Source organism: Prescottella sp. D32, assembly GCF_037287305.1.
Lineage (GTDB): Bacteria > Actinomycetota > Actinomycetes > Mycobacteriales > Mycobacteriaceae > Prescottella > Prescottella equi.
Genome location: NZ_JARBSW010000001.1, coordinates 593,480 through 607,843, shown reverse-complemented (window position 1 = coordinate 607,843; position 14,364 = coordinate 593,480). Strand labels below are relative to the sequence as shown.

Below are 14,364 nucleotides of genomic sequence, written 5' to 3'. Positions count from 1 at the left end.
GTCCTTCCAGGTAATTCGGTCAGGCGACGCCGAGAATCAGACCGGACGTGGGGACCGCAGTTCCCGCCGTGACGATCATGTTCTCGACCTTCTCGGGCTGGTTGGTGGACGTGCCCCGCAGCACCCGGACCGCCTCCGCGATGCCGTTGACGCCGTGGAGGTACGCCTCACCGAGCTGGCCGCCGTGCGTGTTGCTCGGCAGCCGTCCACCGATCTCCAGATTGCCCTCGCGGATGAAGTCCTTGGCCTCGCCGGGACGGCAGAAACCGAGTTCCTCGAGCTGCGGGAGCACCAGAGGAGTGAAGTGGTCGTAGAGGACCGCGGCGTCGATGTCGTCCGGCGTCAGCCCGGCCTGGGCGTAGAGCTGACGGCCGACCAGACCCATCTCCGGGATCCCGGTGATGTCGGGCCGGTAGTAGCTCGCCATCATGTGCTGGTCCTTGCCGGAGCCCTGCGCAGCGCCCTTGATGATCGCGGGCTTCTGACGCAGGTCCTTGGCGCGCTCGGCCGAGACGATGACGAGGGCCTGACCGCCGTCGGTCTCCTGGCAGCAGTCGAGCAGGTGCAGCGGCTCGGCGATCCACCGGGAGTTCTGGTGGTCCTCGAGCGTGATGGGCTTGCCGTAGAACCACGCCTTCGGGTTGTTCGCGGCATGCTTGCGGTCCACGACAGCAACCCGGCCGAAATCCTCACTCGTGGCACCGTACTGGTACATGTACCGCCGGGCGAACATCGCGACCCACTGGGCGGGAGTCGCCAGTCCCTGCGGGGTCAACCATGCGTACGCTGCGCGGTCGGCGGTGGAGTCCATCGGGCGGTCGTGCTGGCCCGCACCGAAGCGCATTCCGGAGCGCTCGTTGAACGCGCGGTAGACCACCACGACGTCGGCGATGCCGGTTGCGACGGCCATCGCGGCCTGCTGCACCGACGCGCACGCCGCGCCGCCGCCGTAGCCGATCCGGGAGAAGAACTTGAGCTCCCCGAGCCCGCAGTTGCGGGCGACGAGGATCTCGCCGTTGGTCTCCATCGTGAACGTGGTCAGACCGTCGACCTCGGAGGGGTCGATGCCGGCGTCGGCGAGGGCCGCGGTGACCGCCTCGCACGCGAGCTGCAGCTCCGAACGGCCGGACTTCTTCGAGAACTCGGTGGCACCGATACCGACGATCGCGGCGGCACCCGAGAGCGGGCTGACAGCCATCAGGCGTCCTTCCCTTCGCTGGCGGCGGGGTACGCGACGGTGACGGAGCCCGCGAGGTGGTTGCCGAGGCTGTTCGCGCCGACGACCTTCACCTCGACGAGACCGTTCTCCTTCGAGACGACCTCACCGCTCATGGTCATCGTGTCGCCCGGGTAGTTGGGGGCACCGAGCCGGATCTTGACCCGGCGCACGGTCGCGAACGGCCCCGCCCAGTCCGTCACGAACCGCCCGGCCAGCCCGTTGCTGGTGAGGATGTTCATGAACACGTCCTTGCTGCCTCGCTGCTGCGCCAGCTCCGGATCGTGGTGCACGTCCTGGAAGTCGCGGGTCGCGATCGCCGTCGCGACGATCAGCGTGCGGGTCAGCGGGATCGCCAGCTCCGGCAGCACCTCGCCGACGGCGATGTCGTCGTAGCTGCGGCCCGTGACGGTGACGGTGGCGGTCATGCGACCACCTCGACACCCGCGGCGAGCTGCGCGCCGAGACGGGCGAGATCCGACGCCGAACCGCCCAGGGTGGCGCCGATCTGCTTGCCCCACAGCAGGTGCCGGTGCACGGGGTAGTCGGTGTCGACACCCATGCCGCCGTGCACGTGCGTGGTGCGGTGCACCACGCGCTGGCCGCCGTCGGTGGCCCACCACTTGGCGACGAGCACCGACGTGCCCAGCTCCTGCCCCTCGGCGAGCAGCCACGCGGCCTGCCACAGCGTCACGCGCATGGCCTCGAGGTCGATGTAGCAGTCGGCCAGCTGGTGGTTGACGGCCTGGAAGGTCGCCAGCGGACGGCCGAACTGGTAGCGGCCGTTGAGGTACGTGACGGCCTGCTGGACGGCGCCGGAACCGACGCCGAGCTGGATCGCGGCGAGCGCGAGCTCGACGCGGTCGAGCAACCACTGCGCGGTGGTGCCGTCGGCGGGGCCGAGCAGCTCCGCCGGGGCGGACTCGAGCGTGACGTTGCCGCAGATCTCCCAGGTGGTGGACTGTGTCTGCTCCACCGAGACACCCTCGCCCGCGAGGTCGACGACGAACAGCGCGGCACCGGTCGGCGTGGTGGCCGAGACGATCGCGCGATCCGCGACGTGCGTGATCGGGACGACGGCCTTGGCGCCCGTGAGGGTCCACTGGCCGTTCGCCTCGGCGGCAGTGGTCTGCGGGTTCCCCTCGACGTAGGGGCCGAACTCCTCGAGACCGATCGTGAGGAAGCTGCTGCCCTCCGCCACTCCCGGCACCAGCGCGGTGCGCTGCGCATCGGTTCCGAACTCGGCGACCGCGAGGGCCGCGAGAGCCGACTGCCAGATCGGCACGGGCGCGACGTGGCGGCCCTGCTGCTCGAGCAGGACGTACAGCTCGGACAGGCCCATGCCGCCGCCGCCGAGATCCTCGGGCAGCGCGATACCCAGCAGGCCCGTGTTGGCGAGTTCGCGCCACAGGTCGCGGTCCAGGCGCTCGTCGCTCAACTCGACCTGCTTGACGCGGTCGATGTCGGCCTTGCTGGTGAAGACCTCGTCGGCGAGGTTACGAATTGCCTCTTGCTCTTCGCTGAAGTTGAAGTCCATCAGGAGTCCTCCCGTGCGGCCGGACGGAACGCGGGCAGCGTCAGATCCGGGTCGGCGTCGATCCAGTCCAGTTCCACCGGCATGCCGATCTCGACATCGTCCGGCGCGATGCCGGTCATGTTCGCGATCAGGCGCGTGCCCTCTTCGAGTTCGATGGTCGCCACGATGAGCGGGTACTCGAATCCGGGGATCTGCGGGTGGTGGTTGACGACGAAGCTGTAGACGATGCCCCGGCCCGAGGCGTCGACGGTGTCCCAGTTCAGCGACTGGCACGCGCCACACATCGGACCCGTGGGGTGGCGCAGCACGCCGCAGTTGGTGCACCGCTGGATCACCAGGCGGTGCTCCTTGGCGGCCTCGAACCAGAAAGCGTTGTCGGCGTTGAGAGCCGGTCGGGGGCGCAGGCCCGGGATGGGGCCGCCCGACTTCTCCGCCGGCTTCTCGGCCGCCTTCTCGCTGCCCTTCGGCTTGAAGCGCAACGTCCGCCAACGCTGCGTCGCGACGACCTCGTCGTCCCCACTGTGTCCGTTCGCGGCGCCGCCGCGGCGGTACGTCTTGAGCGTCGTGACGAAGTGTCCGACGCCGAGGCCGGTCTTCTTCTCCTCGGAGATCGACTCGATCACCTCGGTGAGCGAAACACGGTCGCCGGGACGCAGTTCCGTGAAGAACTCGAAGTCCGAGTCGGTCGCGACGACGGACGTGAAGCCCTCGTCGTCGAGCGTGGCGATCAGATCGGTCCACACCTGCGACGGATCGTTGTTCGCCATCTTGTCGTTGAAGGTGCGCATGGTCCACACCTGCGCCATCAGCGCCGGTGCGACAGCGCCGTCACGGCCGGTCGCCCGGGCCGCGTCGTCGTCGAGGTAGATCGGGCTGGTGTCGCCCATCGTCTCGACCCAGTGCCGGATCATCGGGGTGTTGACCTCGTCCGGACCCCACACCGTGGGAGTCAGGATCTGACCCTCGAATGCCTTGAGCTTGGTGAGGAATTCGCTCACTTGACCCTCTTCTCACGTGCCAGACCGAGGCCCATCGTGCCGACCATGTCGCGCAGGACCTCGTTGACGCCGCCACCGAACGTGTTGACCATGCCCTGGCGGGAGATCTGCTCGATCTGACCGGCCAGCAGCGCGCCCGGCGACTCGGGGCGGATGCGACCCGCGGCGCCGAGGATGCCCAGCAGCGTGCGGTACACGTCGATGTGGGTCTCGGTGCCGTACGCCTTGGTGGCGCCGGCGTCGGCGCCGGACAGCGTGTCGGCGGCAACGGCCGCGGTCATCTTCCAGTTCAGCAGGCGCATGGCCTCGAGCTTGGCGTGCGTGCGCGCGAACTCCTGCTGCACCCACGGAATCTCGATCGCGCCGTTCTCCTTGGCCCAGTCCAGGACCTGGTGCCACAGACCGTAGGTGCGGCCACCGATCGCGGCCAGACCGATGCGCTCGTGGTTGAGCTGCGCGGCGATCAGCTGCCAGCCACCGTTGACGTCACCGATGACGTCCTTCTGCGGCACCCGGATACCGCTGTAGTACGTGGCGGTGACCATGAGACCGCCGACGGTGTTGATCGGCGACCACGAGAAGCCGGGGTCATCGGTGGGCACCACGAGGATCGAGATGCCCTTGTGCTTGGGGGCCTCCGGATCGGTGCGGGCCGCGAGCCACACGTAGTCGGCGGTGTTCGCGCCCGACGTGAAGATCTTGGCGCCGTCGACCACGAAGTCCTCGCCGTCGGCGACCGCGCGCGTCTTGAGCGACGCGAGGTCGGTGCCGGCCTCGGGCTCGGTGTAGCCGATCGCGAAGACGATGTCACCCGCGAGGATGCCCGGCAGGAAGCGCTCCTTCTGCTCCTCGGTGCCGTACTTCATCAGCGTCGGGCCGACGGTGTTGACGGTGACGAACGGGAACGGCAGGCCGGCGCGCTGGACCTCGTCGAAGAACACGAACTGCTCCTCGATGGAGCGGCCCTGTCCGCCGTACTCCTTGGGCCAGCCGATACCCAGCCAGCCGTCCTGGCCGAGCAGCTTGACGACCTCGCGGAAGTACTGGCCGCCCACGCCCTCCTCGCCGGCCTTGCGTCGCTTCTCCTCCGGCAGCAGCGCCGCGAAGTACGCACGCAGCTCCTTGCGGAGCGCGAGCTGTTCGGGGGATTCCCTCAAATCCATCGTTACTCCTCTAATACCAAACGACGTCGTTTACCAAAGGCAGACAGCCGCCGGGTTCCGGCGACTGTCTGCCTGCGTTGTCCCGGACGCTAGCGACCGAGTCGGATCCCCGGGTCACACGTCTCGCACAGCGGGAACCGCGACCCCACCTGCACTCGGTCGACTCCGAGACGCCCGTCAGGACGTGGCGGAATCAGTGAAATCATTCACCAGCTTGGGCGCCCAGACCACCTTTCCGAGAAAACGCTCGGCGTCGGGTGCGGTGGCCAGCCAGACCGCGGCGGCGGCCGGCACCGTCGCGGGCACCGAGTCGAATCCGGCGTCCTCGATCTTCTCGGTGCCGCCGCGCGCCTTACCGGACTCGGTGACCACGAATCCGGGGCTCAGATTGAACGCGCGGATACCGCGCCCGCGGTATTCCGCGTTGACGGCACCGGCCAGTCGCCCGAACGCCGCCTTCGATGCCGCGTACGCGACGCCCCAGCCGCCCTCGCCGGGCGCGGCCGGCGGGTCCGTCGTCGCCGATCCCGACACCAGGTCGACGATCACCCCGTCCCCGTTCTCGACCATCGACGGCAGCACCCGCTGGATCAGCGCCAGCTGATGCAGGTAGTTGCCGCGGACCATGACCTCGGCGTCGCCGAGCTGCAGGTCCAGGATCCGTTCCATGTGGCCGGCCGTCTGCGCGTAGGCGTTGTTGACCAGGACGTCGACCCGGCCCAGGACCCGCAGTACCTCGTCCGCGGCGGCCAGCACCGATTCCAGATCGAGCAGATCCATCCGGATCGGCAACGCGCGGACGCCGCACGCCTCGATCTCGGCGGCGGTCGTCTCGAGGCTGCCGGGCACCGCGATCAGCGTCTCGCCCTCCGCGCGGGTGCGAGGCGTCACTGCGCCGTCACCCTCCCGCACCGTGCGGGCGGTGATGGCCACGTCGAAACCTTCACGCGCGAACGCGAGCGCGATCTCCCGGCCGATACCGCGGCTCGCGCCCGTGACCAGCGCAACCTTGCGGGTCACGTCAGACGCCCAGGAAACGCTGGCGACCGGAGGCGACGAACTCCGCCTCGAGCGCGGCCTTGTCCTCTGCGGTCATCGCCTCGTAGACGGGCTCGCCGCGGCCCACCCAGCGGTAGACCGGCTCATCGGTGCGCCACAACTCGGCCTGCAGTTCGCGCTTGAGGACCTTGTTGGACCCGGTGATCGGCAGGTTGGTCGAGACCCGCAGGAACCGCGGCGTCGCCTTGCTGCCGAGATCGGCCTGCCCGGAGAGGTATTCGGCGAACTTGACCGGGTCGAAGCCTTCGAGCGATTCGACCTCGATCGCGGCCATCACCTGGTCACCCGACTTCGGATCCGGGATCGCGTACACGCCCGTCGCGATGACCTCCGGGTGGCGGCGCAGCACCCGCTCGATCATCAACGCCGACGTGTTCTCGCCGTCCACGCGGATCCAGTCGCCCTTGCGTCCGGCGAAGTAGATGAACCCGGCCTCGTCGATGTAGCCGAGATCGCCGGTCCAGTACCAGCCGTGCTTGATGCGGTCGGCGTCGGCGGCGTCGTTCTTGTAGTAGCCCTCGAAGGCACGCGCGCCCTCGGTGTTGATCATCTCGCCGATGGCCTCGTCCGGATTGAGCACCCGGCCGTGCTCGTCGAGGATCGCGCGGGCGCACTCCTCACGCGTCTCCGGGTTCACCACCAGGATGCCGTCGTGCGCGGGGCGACCGAGCGCGCCGGAGGGCGCCTCCGGGTCGAGCTTGACCGAGCCGGCACCCTCCGACGAGCCGTAGCCCTCGAACAGTTCGGCGCCGAAGCGGCGGACGAACTCGGCCTTGTCCTCCGGAGAGGCCTCGGTGCCGAACCCGCGCTCGAGCTTGTTGTCGATGTCGCCGGTCAGCTCCGGGGTCGCCATCAAGTACGACAGGGCCTTGCCGACGTAGGTGAAGAACGTCGCGCCGAAGAACTTCACGTCCGGGAGGAAACCCGAGGCGGAGAACTTCCTCGCCTCCGGCAGACACACCGTGGCACCGTTCGCGAGCGCCGGCGCCCACAACGCCATCAGCGCGTTGCCGTGGAACAGTGGCATCGGGCAGTAATCGACGTCGTCGCGCTTGTGCCCGTACTTCGCGGTGTTCGCGTACGCCAGGCGCGACAGGCGGCCCTGGCTGCACTTGACGCCCTTGGACATCCCGGTGGTGCCCGACGTGAACAGCAGCAGGAACAGGCTGAACTCGTCGATGCCGTCGGCCATGGCCGGCTCCACCCGGTGGGCATCGATCCGCTCCCGGTAGTCCGGTGCGTCGACGAGGACGAACCGGTCCTCGGACAGCCCCAGATCCAGGCCCTTCAGCTTCTCCATGCCCGCGGCGTCGGTGACGATCAGCTGGCAGTCGACGTACTTGATCTCGGCCTCGAGTTCCGCCGCGCCACGCGTCGGGTTGATCCCGACGATCGTCGCGCCGGTCAGCGCCGCGCCACCGAGCCAGAACAGGAACTCCGGCACGTTCTCGAGCAGCACGCCGATATGGAACGGCCCGTCGGTCCGCAGCGATCGGGCGAGATCACCGCACGCGGCGCTCTCGCGGACGACCTCGTCCCACGTCCAGTCCTGCTCGCGGGTGCGGAGACCGAGATGCTCGTCGCCGACGCGATCGAGCAGCATCTCGGCAATCGTGGTGCGTTCCAACTCATTCTCTCCTGTCACGGCGCCGGTGGGCGCGGTACTGATGGCCGTCGGCGGTGTCGGCGGGGCAGCCATGTCCTATGCGCGAAAAGTATCCGCGGGCTGTCGCGCAGATCACCGTCAGTCTCGCTCAGTGGTAACTCCCCCCATCGCGGGTTCCGGACGTGAGAAATTGCCGTGAGAAACCCGTCACATGACACACCTCACGGCATCTACCTGGGTGTTCGCTGGTCAATGGTGACAGGAGCGACACTGTGACATCGAAGAAAGGTCACCCATGACAGCCCCCGCCGATCCACAACTGCACCTGGATCAGGTCATCTCTCGTCTCACCGGCTTCGGCGGACCGTTCGAGATCGTCGAGGAAGAGGTCCTCGGCACCCGCATGCCGGTCATGAAGAACAGGGATCGGGCCGTCGGCGATCTGCTGGCGCAGTCCGTGAAGTGGGGCGACCGGGACTACCTGGTCACCGAGGACCGTCGCGTCTCCTACGCACAGCACGCCGCCGACGCCTACGCGCTCGCCGCGGCGCTGCGGGACCGGTACGGCGTGGAGAAGGGCGACCGGGTCGCGATCCTGGGCGCCAACACGCCGGAATGGGTCACCTCGTTCTGGGCGACGCAGGCGCTCGGTGCGATCACCGTCGGCCTCAACGGCTGGTGGGTGCCGCGCGAGATCGAGTACGGCCTGCAGCACAGCGCCCCCAAGGTCCTGGTCGTCGACGCCAAGCGCGGCGCCGCGCTCGCCGGGGTGGACACGTCCGGGATCACGATCCTGACCATGGAAGAGGACCTTCCCAACCTCTTCGCCGAGTTCGCCGGCGCGCAGCGTCCCGTCGTCGCGGTCGACGAGGACGATCCGTCGGTGATCCTGTATACGTCCGGCACCAGCGGCCGCCCCAAGGGCGCGCTGCACTCGCACCGCAACCTGCTCGCGGTCGTCGACTACCACCGCTACAACGGCGCGATCATGGCGTCGTTCACGGGACAGCAGTTCGATCCGGACGTGCCGACCCACATGCGCGACCTGCTCACCTCCCCGCTCTTCCACATCGCGAGCCTGCACAACCTGGCGGTCCCCCGCCTCGCGATGGGCGGCGCGCTGGTCATCAACCAGGGCTCCTTCGACGTCGACCGGATCCTCCGCCTCGTCGAGCGCGAACGTGTCACCAACTGGGGCGCGGTCCCCACGATGGCCTCGCGTCTGCTCGAGCACGGCAACCTCGACAAGTACGACCTCTCGTCGCTGACGTCGTTCTCGCTCGCGTCGGCGCCGTCGTCGATCGCGTTCAAGGACCGCCTGCGCGAACAGGTTCCGTTCGCCCGCAACGCCCTCGTCGACAGCTACGGGCTCACCGAGTGCAGCACCGCCATCGCGGTGGCCACCTCTGCCGAACTCGAGGAGTACCCGGGCACGCTGGGGCGGCCGATCATCACGGTCAGCATGGAGATCCGGGATCCGTTCGGCGAGTGGCTGCCGGACGGTATGGAGGGCGAGGTGTGCGTGCGCAGCCCGTTCGTCATGCTCGGCTACTGGAACGACCCTGTCGCGACGGAGAACTCGATCACCCCCGACCGCTGGCTGCGCACCGGCGACTACGGCGTCGTCGAGGACGGCCGCCTGCGGCTCACCGGTCGGCGCTCGGACCTGATCCTGCGCGGCGGCGAGAACGTCTACCCCACCGAGATCGAGCAGATCCTCGACGAGCACCCGGCAGTGCAGGAGTGCGCGGTCGTCGGCTCCCCGCACCCGGATCTGGGTCAGGAAGTATCGGCGGTCGTCGTGGTGACGCCGGGCGCGACGGTCACCGAGGAGGAACTGCGGGAGTTCGCCTCCGAACGCCTGTCCTACTTCAAGGTGCCGACGAAGTGGCGCATCACCACGGACCTGTTGCCGCGCAACGCGACCGGCAAGATGAACCGACGCGAGATCCACGTCTGATGTCCGCCTGGACCGTCGAACGACTCGGCGCGGTCGAGTCCATCCGCGACCTCGCCCACCGCTACACGCACCTCGTCGACGAGGCGCGGCTCGAGGAGGTAGCCGACCTCTTCGCGCACGCGGTGTACGGGCAGTGCGACGGTACCGGGACGCCGGTGGGGGCGGTGCGCGACTGCGACCCCGCCGGCGTGCTGGAGGCGTGCCGCAGCTTCATCCGGATGCACGGCACACCGCCGCGGCCGCGCACCAAGCACGTGGTCACCAACCTGCGGGTCGACGTCGCCGACGACTGCAGGACCGCGACGTCCCTGTCGTACTTCACGGTGCTGCAGGCAACGGACGCGCTTCCCCTGCAGCCGATCCTGACCGGCCGCTACTTCGATGCGTTCGCGGTCCGCGACGGCGAGTGGATGTTCACCCAGCGGCTCACCTGCATCGACCTGGTCGGCAACCTCAGTGAGCACGCGCAGCGCACTCTGTGAGAATCGGTGCTGCGCTGCGACTCTCGATGAGGCAAAGTCCGTGACGAAGGCGGCGCCGAACGCGTAGCCGCGGAACAGGAGCACCATGCAGGTCGGTCTGAACATCCTCGGAGCCGAGAACCTCTACGCCGGACGGATCCGCCCGGTGCTCGATGTGGCCGCTGCCGCGGACCGCGCGGGAGTCGACATGATCTCCACCGGAGACCACCTCGGCTTCAACGCGGCCGCGCATGCGGAACGCGTTCGTACCCACGGCTTCCCGTTCCCGATCGAACACGACTGGTACGAGCCGATGTCACTGCTGGCGTCGGTCGCGGCCGTCACGGAACGGGCGTTGCTCAACGTGTCGGTGCTGATCGCGACGATCCGCCCGCCGGTGCTGCTGGCCAAGCAGATCGCCACCCTCGACCGGCTCTCCGACGGGCGGGCGGCGATCGGGATGGGCGTCGGCTGGCAGGAAGCCGAGTACACGGCCACCAACATGCCCTTCGACGCCCGCTTCGGCCGCCTGGAGGACACCGTCCGCGCGTGCCGCGAACTGTGGACCGACGCGCCGACCGACTTCCAGGGCCGCGAGTTCTCCTTCGAGGACTTCCACGCCCGCCCCCTGCCGGTGCAGGAGCGGGTGCCGGTGATCTTCGGATTCGGCCCGAGTCGGCGCAACTTCGACCGCATCGCCCGGGTCGCCGACGGCTGGACCGTCAACCCCGCCGACATGCAGACCTTCGCGGACAGCGTCACGCTGTTGCGCGACACCTTCGAGGCGCACGGTCGCGATCCCCGCACCGCGATCGTCCAGGTGTCGGTGGGGCCGGAGCGCCGCGACGACGGCACCGTCGACCTCGACGCGACCGCCGAGAAGGCCCTGGCCTGGCATGCCGCCGGCGCGACGGTCGTGGTCTTCCGACCGGCCACCTTCTGCGCGACGGGAGAAGAGGTTCCGGAGCTGATCGACTGGGCCGTGGGACTGAAGGCGGTCGGGCGCACGCGGGTGGGCTGACCCTGTCGTCCCCGCGTGTTGTACTGGGGCCGTGTACAGCGAGCGTCCGTCACACGCGGTTCCCGGTGCCACCGTCTGGCACACGGTCCGTTCGTCGGACGGCACGGTGCTGCCGGACGGCTGCATGGATCTCGTGTGGCGGGACGGCGCGGTCCTGGTCGCGGGTCCCGACACCGGGCCGTTCGTCGTCACCGCGTCCCCGCAGCCCGGTGTGGGTGTGCGGTTTCCACCCGGTCTGCTCCCGCACCTGCTCGGCGTCCCGGCCGCACACCTGCGTGACCGGCGGGTGCCGCTCGACGACGTCGTCGGCCGGCGGCCTGCGGCGGCCCTGAGCGCACTGGATCCCACCGGCGCCTCCGACGCGTTCGAGACGTTCGCGGTGAGGTGCCTGGCCGATGTCGGCCTACCGGACCACGCGGTGACCGTCGCGGCCCGTCTCCTCGGGACGGGGATGCCGGTGGCCGGGGTCGCCGAGGCCACCGGACTGTCGGCCCGCGCGCTGCACCGCCTCGGCAACCGCAGCTTCGGCTACGGACCGAAGACCCTGGCCGGCATCCTGCGCCTCGCCCGCGCCCGCGAGCTGGCGGGGCAAGGCCTGCCGTCCGCCGCCGTGGCGGCCGAGTGCGGCTACGTCGACCAGGGCCATCTCATCCGCGAATCGCGCCGCATCACGGGCCGCCCGTTCGGCGAACTGCGTCAAGACGGCAACGCCGCGAACAGGTCGACGCCGTTGCCGTCGGGATCCGTGACCGTCGCGTAGCGCTGCCCCCACGGGGCGTCGAACGGTTCCACCTCGCCGTGCCCCGCTTCGGCGAGCCGCGCCCACACCGCGTCGACGTCCGCCGGTCCGTCGCACTCGAACGCGAGCGAGACCCGCGCGTCGCCGGTGGGCGGGGTGTACGGGCCGCCGAAGGACTCCACGACCTCGACGGTGTCCCACATCAACCGCACCCCGCCGGCAACCACCTCGACGTGGGGATGGGACTCGATATCGGCGGGGATGTCGAGGCCGAGCAGTCGGTAGAAGCGCAGGGATGCCGCGAGATCCGTCGTCACGAGGCCGATGGCGTTCAGCTGAGGAGTCATGTGGCCACGCTAGCCGTCCGCAGGTTTCCCGCGATTGGATCTTTCGGACAGCCGTCAGCCCTGGGCTGGCCCGCGCATCGCCGCCAGCGCCGCGAGTGGCGCCGCGATGTCGTGCTCGTCGAATGCGGCGAGCACGGCCTGAGTGATGTACCGCTGCACCGCCCACTGCTGTCCGGGCTTGACACGAGCGGTCAACCGCAGCATCACCGACTCCGCGGTGACGCCGTTGACCCCGAGCATCTGCGGCCGTTCCAGCACCGCGTCGGCGATCGCTTCGTCCTCGGAGGCTTCGATGGCCGCGGTGAGCGCCACTTCGGTCGCCCGCGGGACCGCCGCCCCCGGGGCGATGGGCAGATCGATCACTGCCACCGCGTGACCCTGGCTCATGTTGCCGACACGCGCGATCTCACCGTTGCGGCAGTACCACAGCGTGCCGTTCAGGTCCCGGATCGTGGTGACGCGCAGGCCCACCGTCTCGACGGTCCCGGACGCCTCACCGACGTCGATGATGTCGCCCACCCCGTACTGGTCCTCGAGCAGCATGAACATGCCGGTCAGGAAGTCCCGCACCAGGTTCTGCGCACCGAAGCCCAGCGCGACGCCGACCACGCCGGCGGAGGCGACCAGGGGCGCGACGTTGACACTGAACACCGTCAGGATCTGCAGCACGCACCACGTGAGCGTCACGATCGACACCCCGGACTTGAGCACCGACCCGATGGTGCGGGCGCGCTGCGCTCGACGCTGCGCGGCCACCGAGTCCCGCGTCCCCGCAGGCAGGCGTTCCCGCAGCGGACGCAGCAGGCCCGGCTCCCCACCAGGTCTCTCCCGGGTCGCGCGGTCGACGACCCGGTGCAGCACGAAGCGCAGGACGAGCGCGATCACGATGTAGACCGCGATCTCGATGGGCCGCTCGATCAACCACGTTCGCGCACTGTCGGTCAGTTCGATTGCAGTCAATTCGTACGTCATCGGTGCCGACCCTACGGAAGATCGGCGCCCTCGGCTGGGCACCGTCGGCTCGCCGAGCGCCGTCCGGTGCCGACGTGAAGCCCGGGGTGAATCCGTCCGATCCGGCCCCGACCGGGGCCTTCGTCGTGTTTCATTCGTCCCGAACTGACGAAAGGGAACCCAACATGGTGACTGATACGACGGGTCGTCGGGTGCGGGCAGCGCTCGGGGCCGTGCTGGTGGCGGCCGGGACAGCAGCGGTGATGGCGTTCGCGCCGGGCACCGCCGCCGCGCTGCCCGAGCCACCCGAGCCGAGCAGCTCGGCCGGCAGCATCACCTTCAGCCTTCCCTCGCTCCTGACGCCGCTGCTCGGTCAGCTCGGGTCCGGCAGCCTCGACACGGGCAGCGTGGGCAGCTCGACCAACGGCAGCCTGGGCAGCTCGAACACCGGCAGCTTCGGCAGTTCCTACGGCAGCGTCGTCGACTCCCCCAGCGCCTGACCGGTCGTCAGTCCACCTGCGGCGCCCACTGCACGCCGTTGATGTGCCCGCCGCCGTCGACGAACAGCGTGTTGCCGGTGACGTAGCGGGAATCGTCGCTCGCCAGGAACGTTGCGACGGGGCCGATGTCGTCGAGCGGGTCGCCGATGCGACCCATCGGGTTGGCCGACGCCATCGTCGCCGCCATCTGCGGGTTGGCCTCGACGGTCCGCTGGTATGCAGCGCTCTGCGCTCCCGGGCAGATCACGTTGCAACACACCTGCTTCGGCGCCCACTCGCGGGCGGCGGTGCGGGTGAGCGTGCGCAGTGCCTCCTTCGCGGCGTTGTAGTGCACCGAGTACATGTGCGCGTTCACACCGTTGAGCGAGCACAGGTTGATCACCCGGCCGGTGCCGCGCTTCTCCAGTTCGGGCAGTGCTCGCTGCATCGCCCAGAACGCGGCCATCACCGCCATGTCGAAACCGCCGCGCAGCTGCTCGTCGGTGATGTTCTCGAGCCGCGCGTAGCCGCTGCTGCGCCACGCGTTGTTGACGAGGATGTCGAGGCGGCCGAACTGCGCGACCGCACCGTCGACCATCGCGTGGACCTGGTCCTTGTCGGTGATGTCGGTCCGCAGGAACTTCGCCTCGACGCCCCACTCGTCGCGCAGCCACTGCGCGGTCGATTCACCGGCGGCCTCGTCGATCTCGGCCACCAGCACGCTCGCACCCTCACGCGCGAACGCTCCCGCGATCCCTCGGCCGATGCCCATGCCGGCACCGGTGACGATCGCGACCCTCTCGTCGAGCTTCCCCACAGTCGATCCC

The 14,364-nt window shown here is 69.2% G+C and carries 15 protein-coding genes; 5 read left to right on the top strand and 10 right to left on the bottom strand.

The genetic code is table 11. The annotated features are described in order from the left end of the window. Positions 1-19 precede the first annotated feature (19 nt). The 7 genes from PSS76_RS02840 to casI form a co-directional block, all read right to left on the bottom strand. Positions 20-1,198, bottom strand: coding sequence for a lipid-transfer protein (locus PSS76_RS02840; protein WP_005517201.1), 1,179 nt, complete (start codon positions 1,196-1,198; stop codon positions 20-22). Next, positions 1,198-1,644 (bottom strand): MaoC family dehydratase, encoded by a 447-nt coding sequence (locus PSS76_RS02835; protein WP_005517200.1) that lies wholly within the window; start codon positions 1,642-1,644, stop codon positions 1,198-1,200. Before PSS76_RS02835 ends, PSS76_RS02840 begins: the two co-directional genes overlap by 1 nt. Continuing rightward, positions 1,641-2,753 carry an acyl-CoA dehydrogenase family protein gene (locus PSS76_RS02830; RefSeq protein WP_081122238.1) on the bottom strand — a complete coding sequence of 371 codons (1,113 nt, stop codon included), beginning with the start codon at positions 2,751-2,753 and terminating at the stop codon, positions 1,641-1,643. Before PSS76_RS02830 ends, PSS76_RS02835 begins: the two co-directional genes overlap by 4 nt. Next, the gene (locus PSS76_RS02825) at positions 2,753-3,751 is read right to left on the bottom strand and encodes a bifunctional MaoC family dehydratase N-terminal/OB-fold nucleic acid binding domain-containing protein (protein ID WP_005517195.1); all 999 of its coding nucleotides are present in this window, start codon (positions 3,749-3,751) and stop codon (positions 2,753-2,755) included. Before PSS76_RS02825 ends, PSS76_RS02830 begins: the two co-directional genes overlap by 1 nt. Continuing rightward, on the bottom strand, positions 3,748-4,914 hold the full coding sequence (locus PSS76_RS02820; protein WP_005517194.1) for an acyl-CoA dehydrogenase family protein: 1,167 nt from the start codon (positions 4,912-4,914) through the stop codon (positions 3,748-3,750). The genes PSS76_RS02825 and PSS76_RS02820 overlap by 4 nt, the downstream gene beginning before the upstream one ends. A gap of 177 nt (positions 4,915-5,091) precedes the next feature. After that, on the bottom strand, positions 5,092-5,934 hold the full coding sequence (locus PSS76_RS02815) for an SDR family NAD(P)-dependent oxidoreductase (protein WP_013417417.1): 843 nt from the start codon (positions 5,932-5,934) through the stop codon (positions 5,092-5,094). A gap of 1 nt (position 5,935) precedes the next feature. Continuing rightward, on the bottom strand, positions 5,936-7,576 hold the full coding sequence (casI, locus tag PSS76_RS02810) for a steroid-22-oyl-CoA synthetase (protein ID WP_037085920.1): 1,641 nt from the start codon (positions 7,574-7,576) through the stop codon (positions 5,936-5,938). A 298-nt stretch (positions 7,577-7,874) separates the two neighbouring features. Between casI and casG the strand changes: the two genes are divergently transcribed. From casG to PSS76_RS02790, 4 genes are all read left to right on the top strand, one after another. Then, complete coding sequence (casG, locus tag PSS76_RS02805; protein WP_081122242.1) at positions 7,875-9,539, top strand: steroid-24-oyl-CoA synthetase; 1,665 nt, start codon at positions 7,875-7,877, stop codon at positions 9,537-9,539. Then, entirely contained in the window at positions 9,539-10,021 is a 483-nt protein-coding gene (locus PSS76_RS02800) for a nuclear transport factor 2 family protein (RefSeq protein ID WP_013417420.1), read from the top strand. The genes casG and PSS76_RS02800 overlap by 1 nt, the downstream gene beginning before the upstream one ends. 85 nt (positions 10,022-10,106) lie before the next feature. Beyond that, a complete protein-coding gene (locus PSS76_RS02795) occupies positions 10,107-11,021 on the top strand; it encodes a TIGR03619 family F420-dependent LLM class oxidoreductase (RefSeq protein WP_084845954.1) in 915 nt (304 codons plus the stop codon). A gap of 31 nt (positions 11,022-11,052) precedes the next feature. Then, complete coding sequence (locus PSS76_RS02790; protein ID WP_084845955.1) at positions 11,053-11,781, top strand: helix-turn-helix domain-containing protein; 729 nt, start codon at positions 11,053-11,055, stop codon at positions 11,779-11,781. Here the strand turns inward: PSS76_RS02790 and PSS76_RS02785 are convergent. Next, positions 11,718-12,107, bottom strand: coding sequence for a VOC family protein (locus PSS76_RS02785; RefSeq protein ID WP_084845956.1), 390 nt, complete (start codon positions 12,105-12,107; stop codon positions 11,718-11,720). The two genes, PSS76_RS02790 and PSS76_RS02785, sit on opposite strands and share 64 nt — an antisense overlap. A gap of 54 nt (positions 12,108-12,161) precedes the next feature. Further along, entirely contained in the window at positions 12,162-13,079 is a 918-nt protein-coding gene (locus tag PSS76_RS02780; protein WP_064079518.1) for a mechanosensitive ion channel family protein, read from the bottom strand. Between the two features lie 164 nt (positions 13,080-13,243). Between PSS76_RS02780 and PSS76_RS02775 the strand changes: the two genes are divergently transcribed. Then, the gene (locus PSS76_RS02775; RefSeq protein WP_242420777.1) at positions 13,244-13,558 is read left to right on the top strand and encodes a hypothetical protein; all 315 of its coding nucleotides are present in this window, start codon (positions 13,244-13,246) and stop codon (positions 13,556-13,558) included. A gap of 7 nt (positions 13,559-13,565) precedes the next feature. Here the strand turns inward: PSS76_RS02775 and PSS76_RS02770 are convergent, their stop codons facing one another. Then, positions 13,566-14,354 (bottom strand): SDR family NAD(P)-dependent oxidoreductase, encoded by a 789-nt coding sequence (locus tag PSS76_RS02770; protein ID WP_005517168.1) that lies wholly within the window; start codon positions 14,352-14,354, stop codon positions 13,566-13,568. Positions 14,355-14,364: the final 10 nt, after the last annotated feature.

Coding starts and splice junctions, on each gene's coding strand:
- PSS76_RS02840 (WP_005517201.1), bottom strand. CDS start 1,198: ATGGCTGTCAGCCCGCTCTCGGGTGCCGCCGCGATCGTCGGTATCGGT.
- PSS76_RS02835 (WP_005517200.1), bottom strand. CDS start 1,644: ATGACCGCCACCGTCACCGTCACGGGCCGCAGCTACGACGACATCGCC.
- PSS76_RS02830 (WP_081122238.1), bottom strand. CDS start 2,753: ATGGACTTCAACTTCAGCGAAGAGCAAGAGGCAATTCGTAACCTCGCC.
- PSS76_RS02820 (WP_005517194.1), bottom strand. CDS start 4,914: ATGGATTTGAGGGAATCCCCCGAACAGCTCGCGCTCCGCAAGGAGCTG.
- casI (WP_037085920.1), bottom strand. CDS start 7,576: ATGCTGCTCGATCGCGTCGGCGACGAGCATCTCGGTCTCCGCACCCGC.
- casG (WP_081122242.1), top strand. CDS start 7,875: ATGACAGCCCCCGCCGATCCACAACTGCACCTGGATCAGGTCATCTCT.
- PSS76_RS02800 (WP_013417420.1), top strand. CDS start 9,539: ATGTCCGCCTGGACCGTCGAACGACTCGGCGCGGTCGAGTCCATCCGC.
- PSS76_RS02795 (WP_084845954.1), top strand. CDS start 10,107: ATGCAGGTCGGTCTGAACATCCTCGGAGCCGAGAACCTCTACGCCGGA.
- PSS76_RS02785 (WP_084845956.1), bottom strand. CDS start 12,107: ATGACTCCTCAGCTGAACGCCATCGGCCTCGTGACGACGGATCTCGCG.
- PSS76_RS02780 (WP_064079518.1), bottom strand. CDS start 13,079: ATGACGTACGAATTGACTGCAATCGAACTGACCGACAGTGCGCGAACG.
- PSS76_RS02775 (WP_242420777.1), top strand. CDS start 13,244: ATGGTGACTGATACGACGGGTCGTCGGGTGCGGGCAGCGCTCGGGGCC.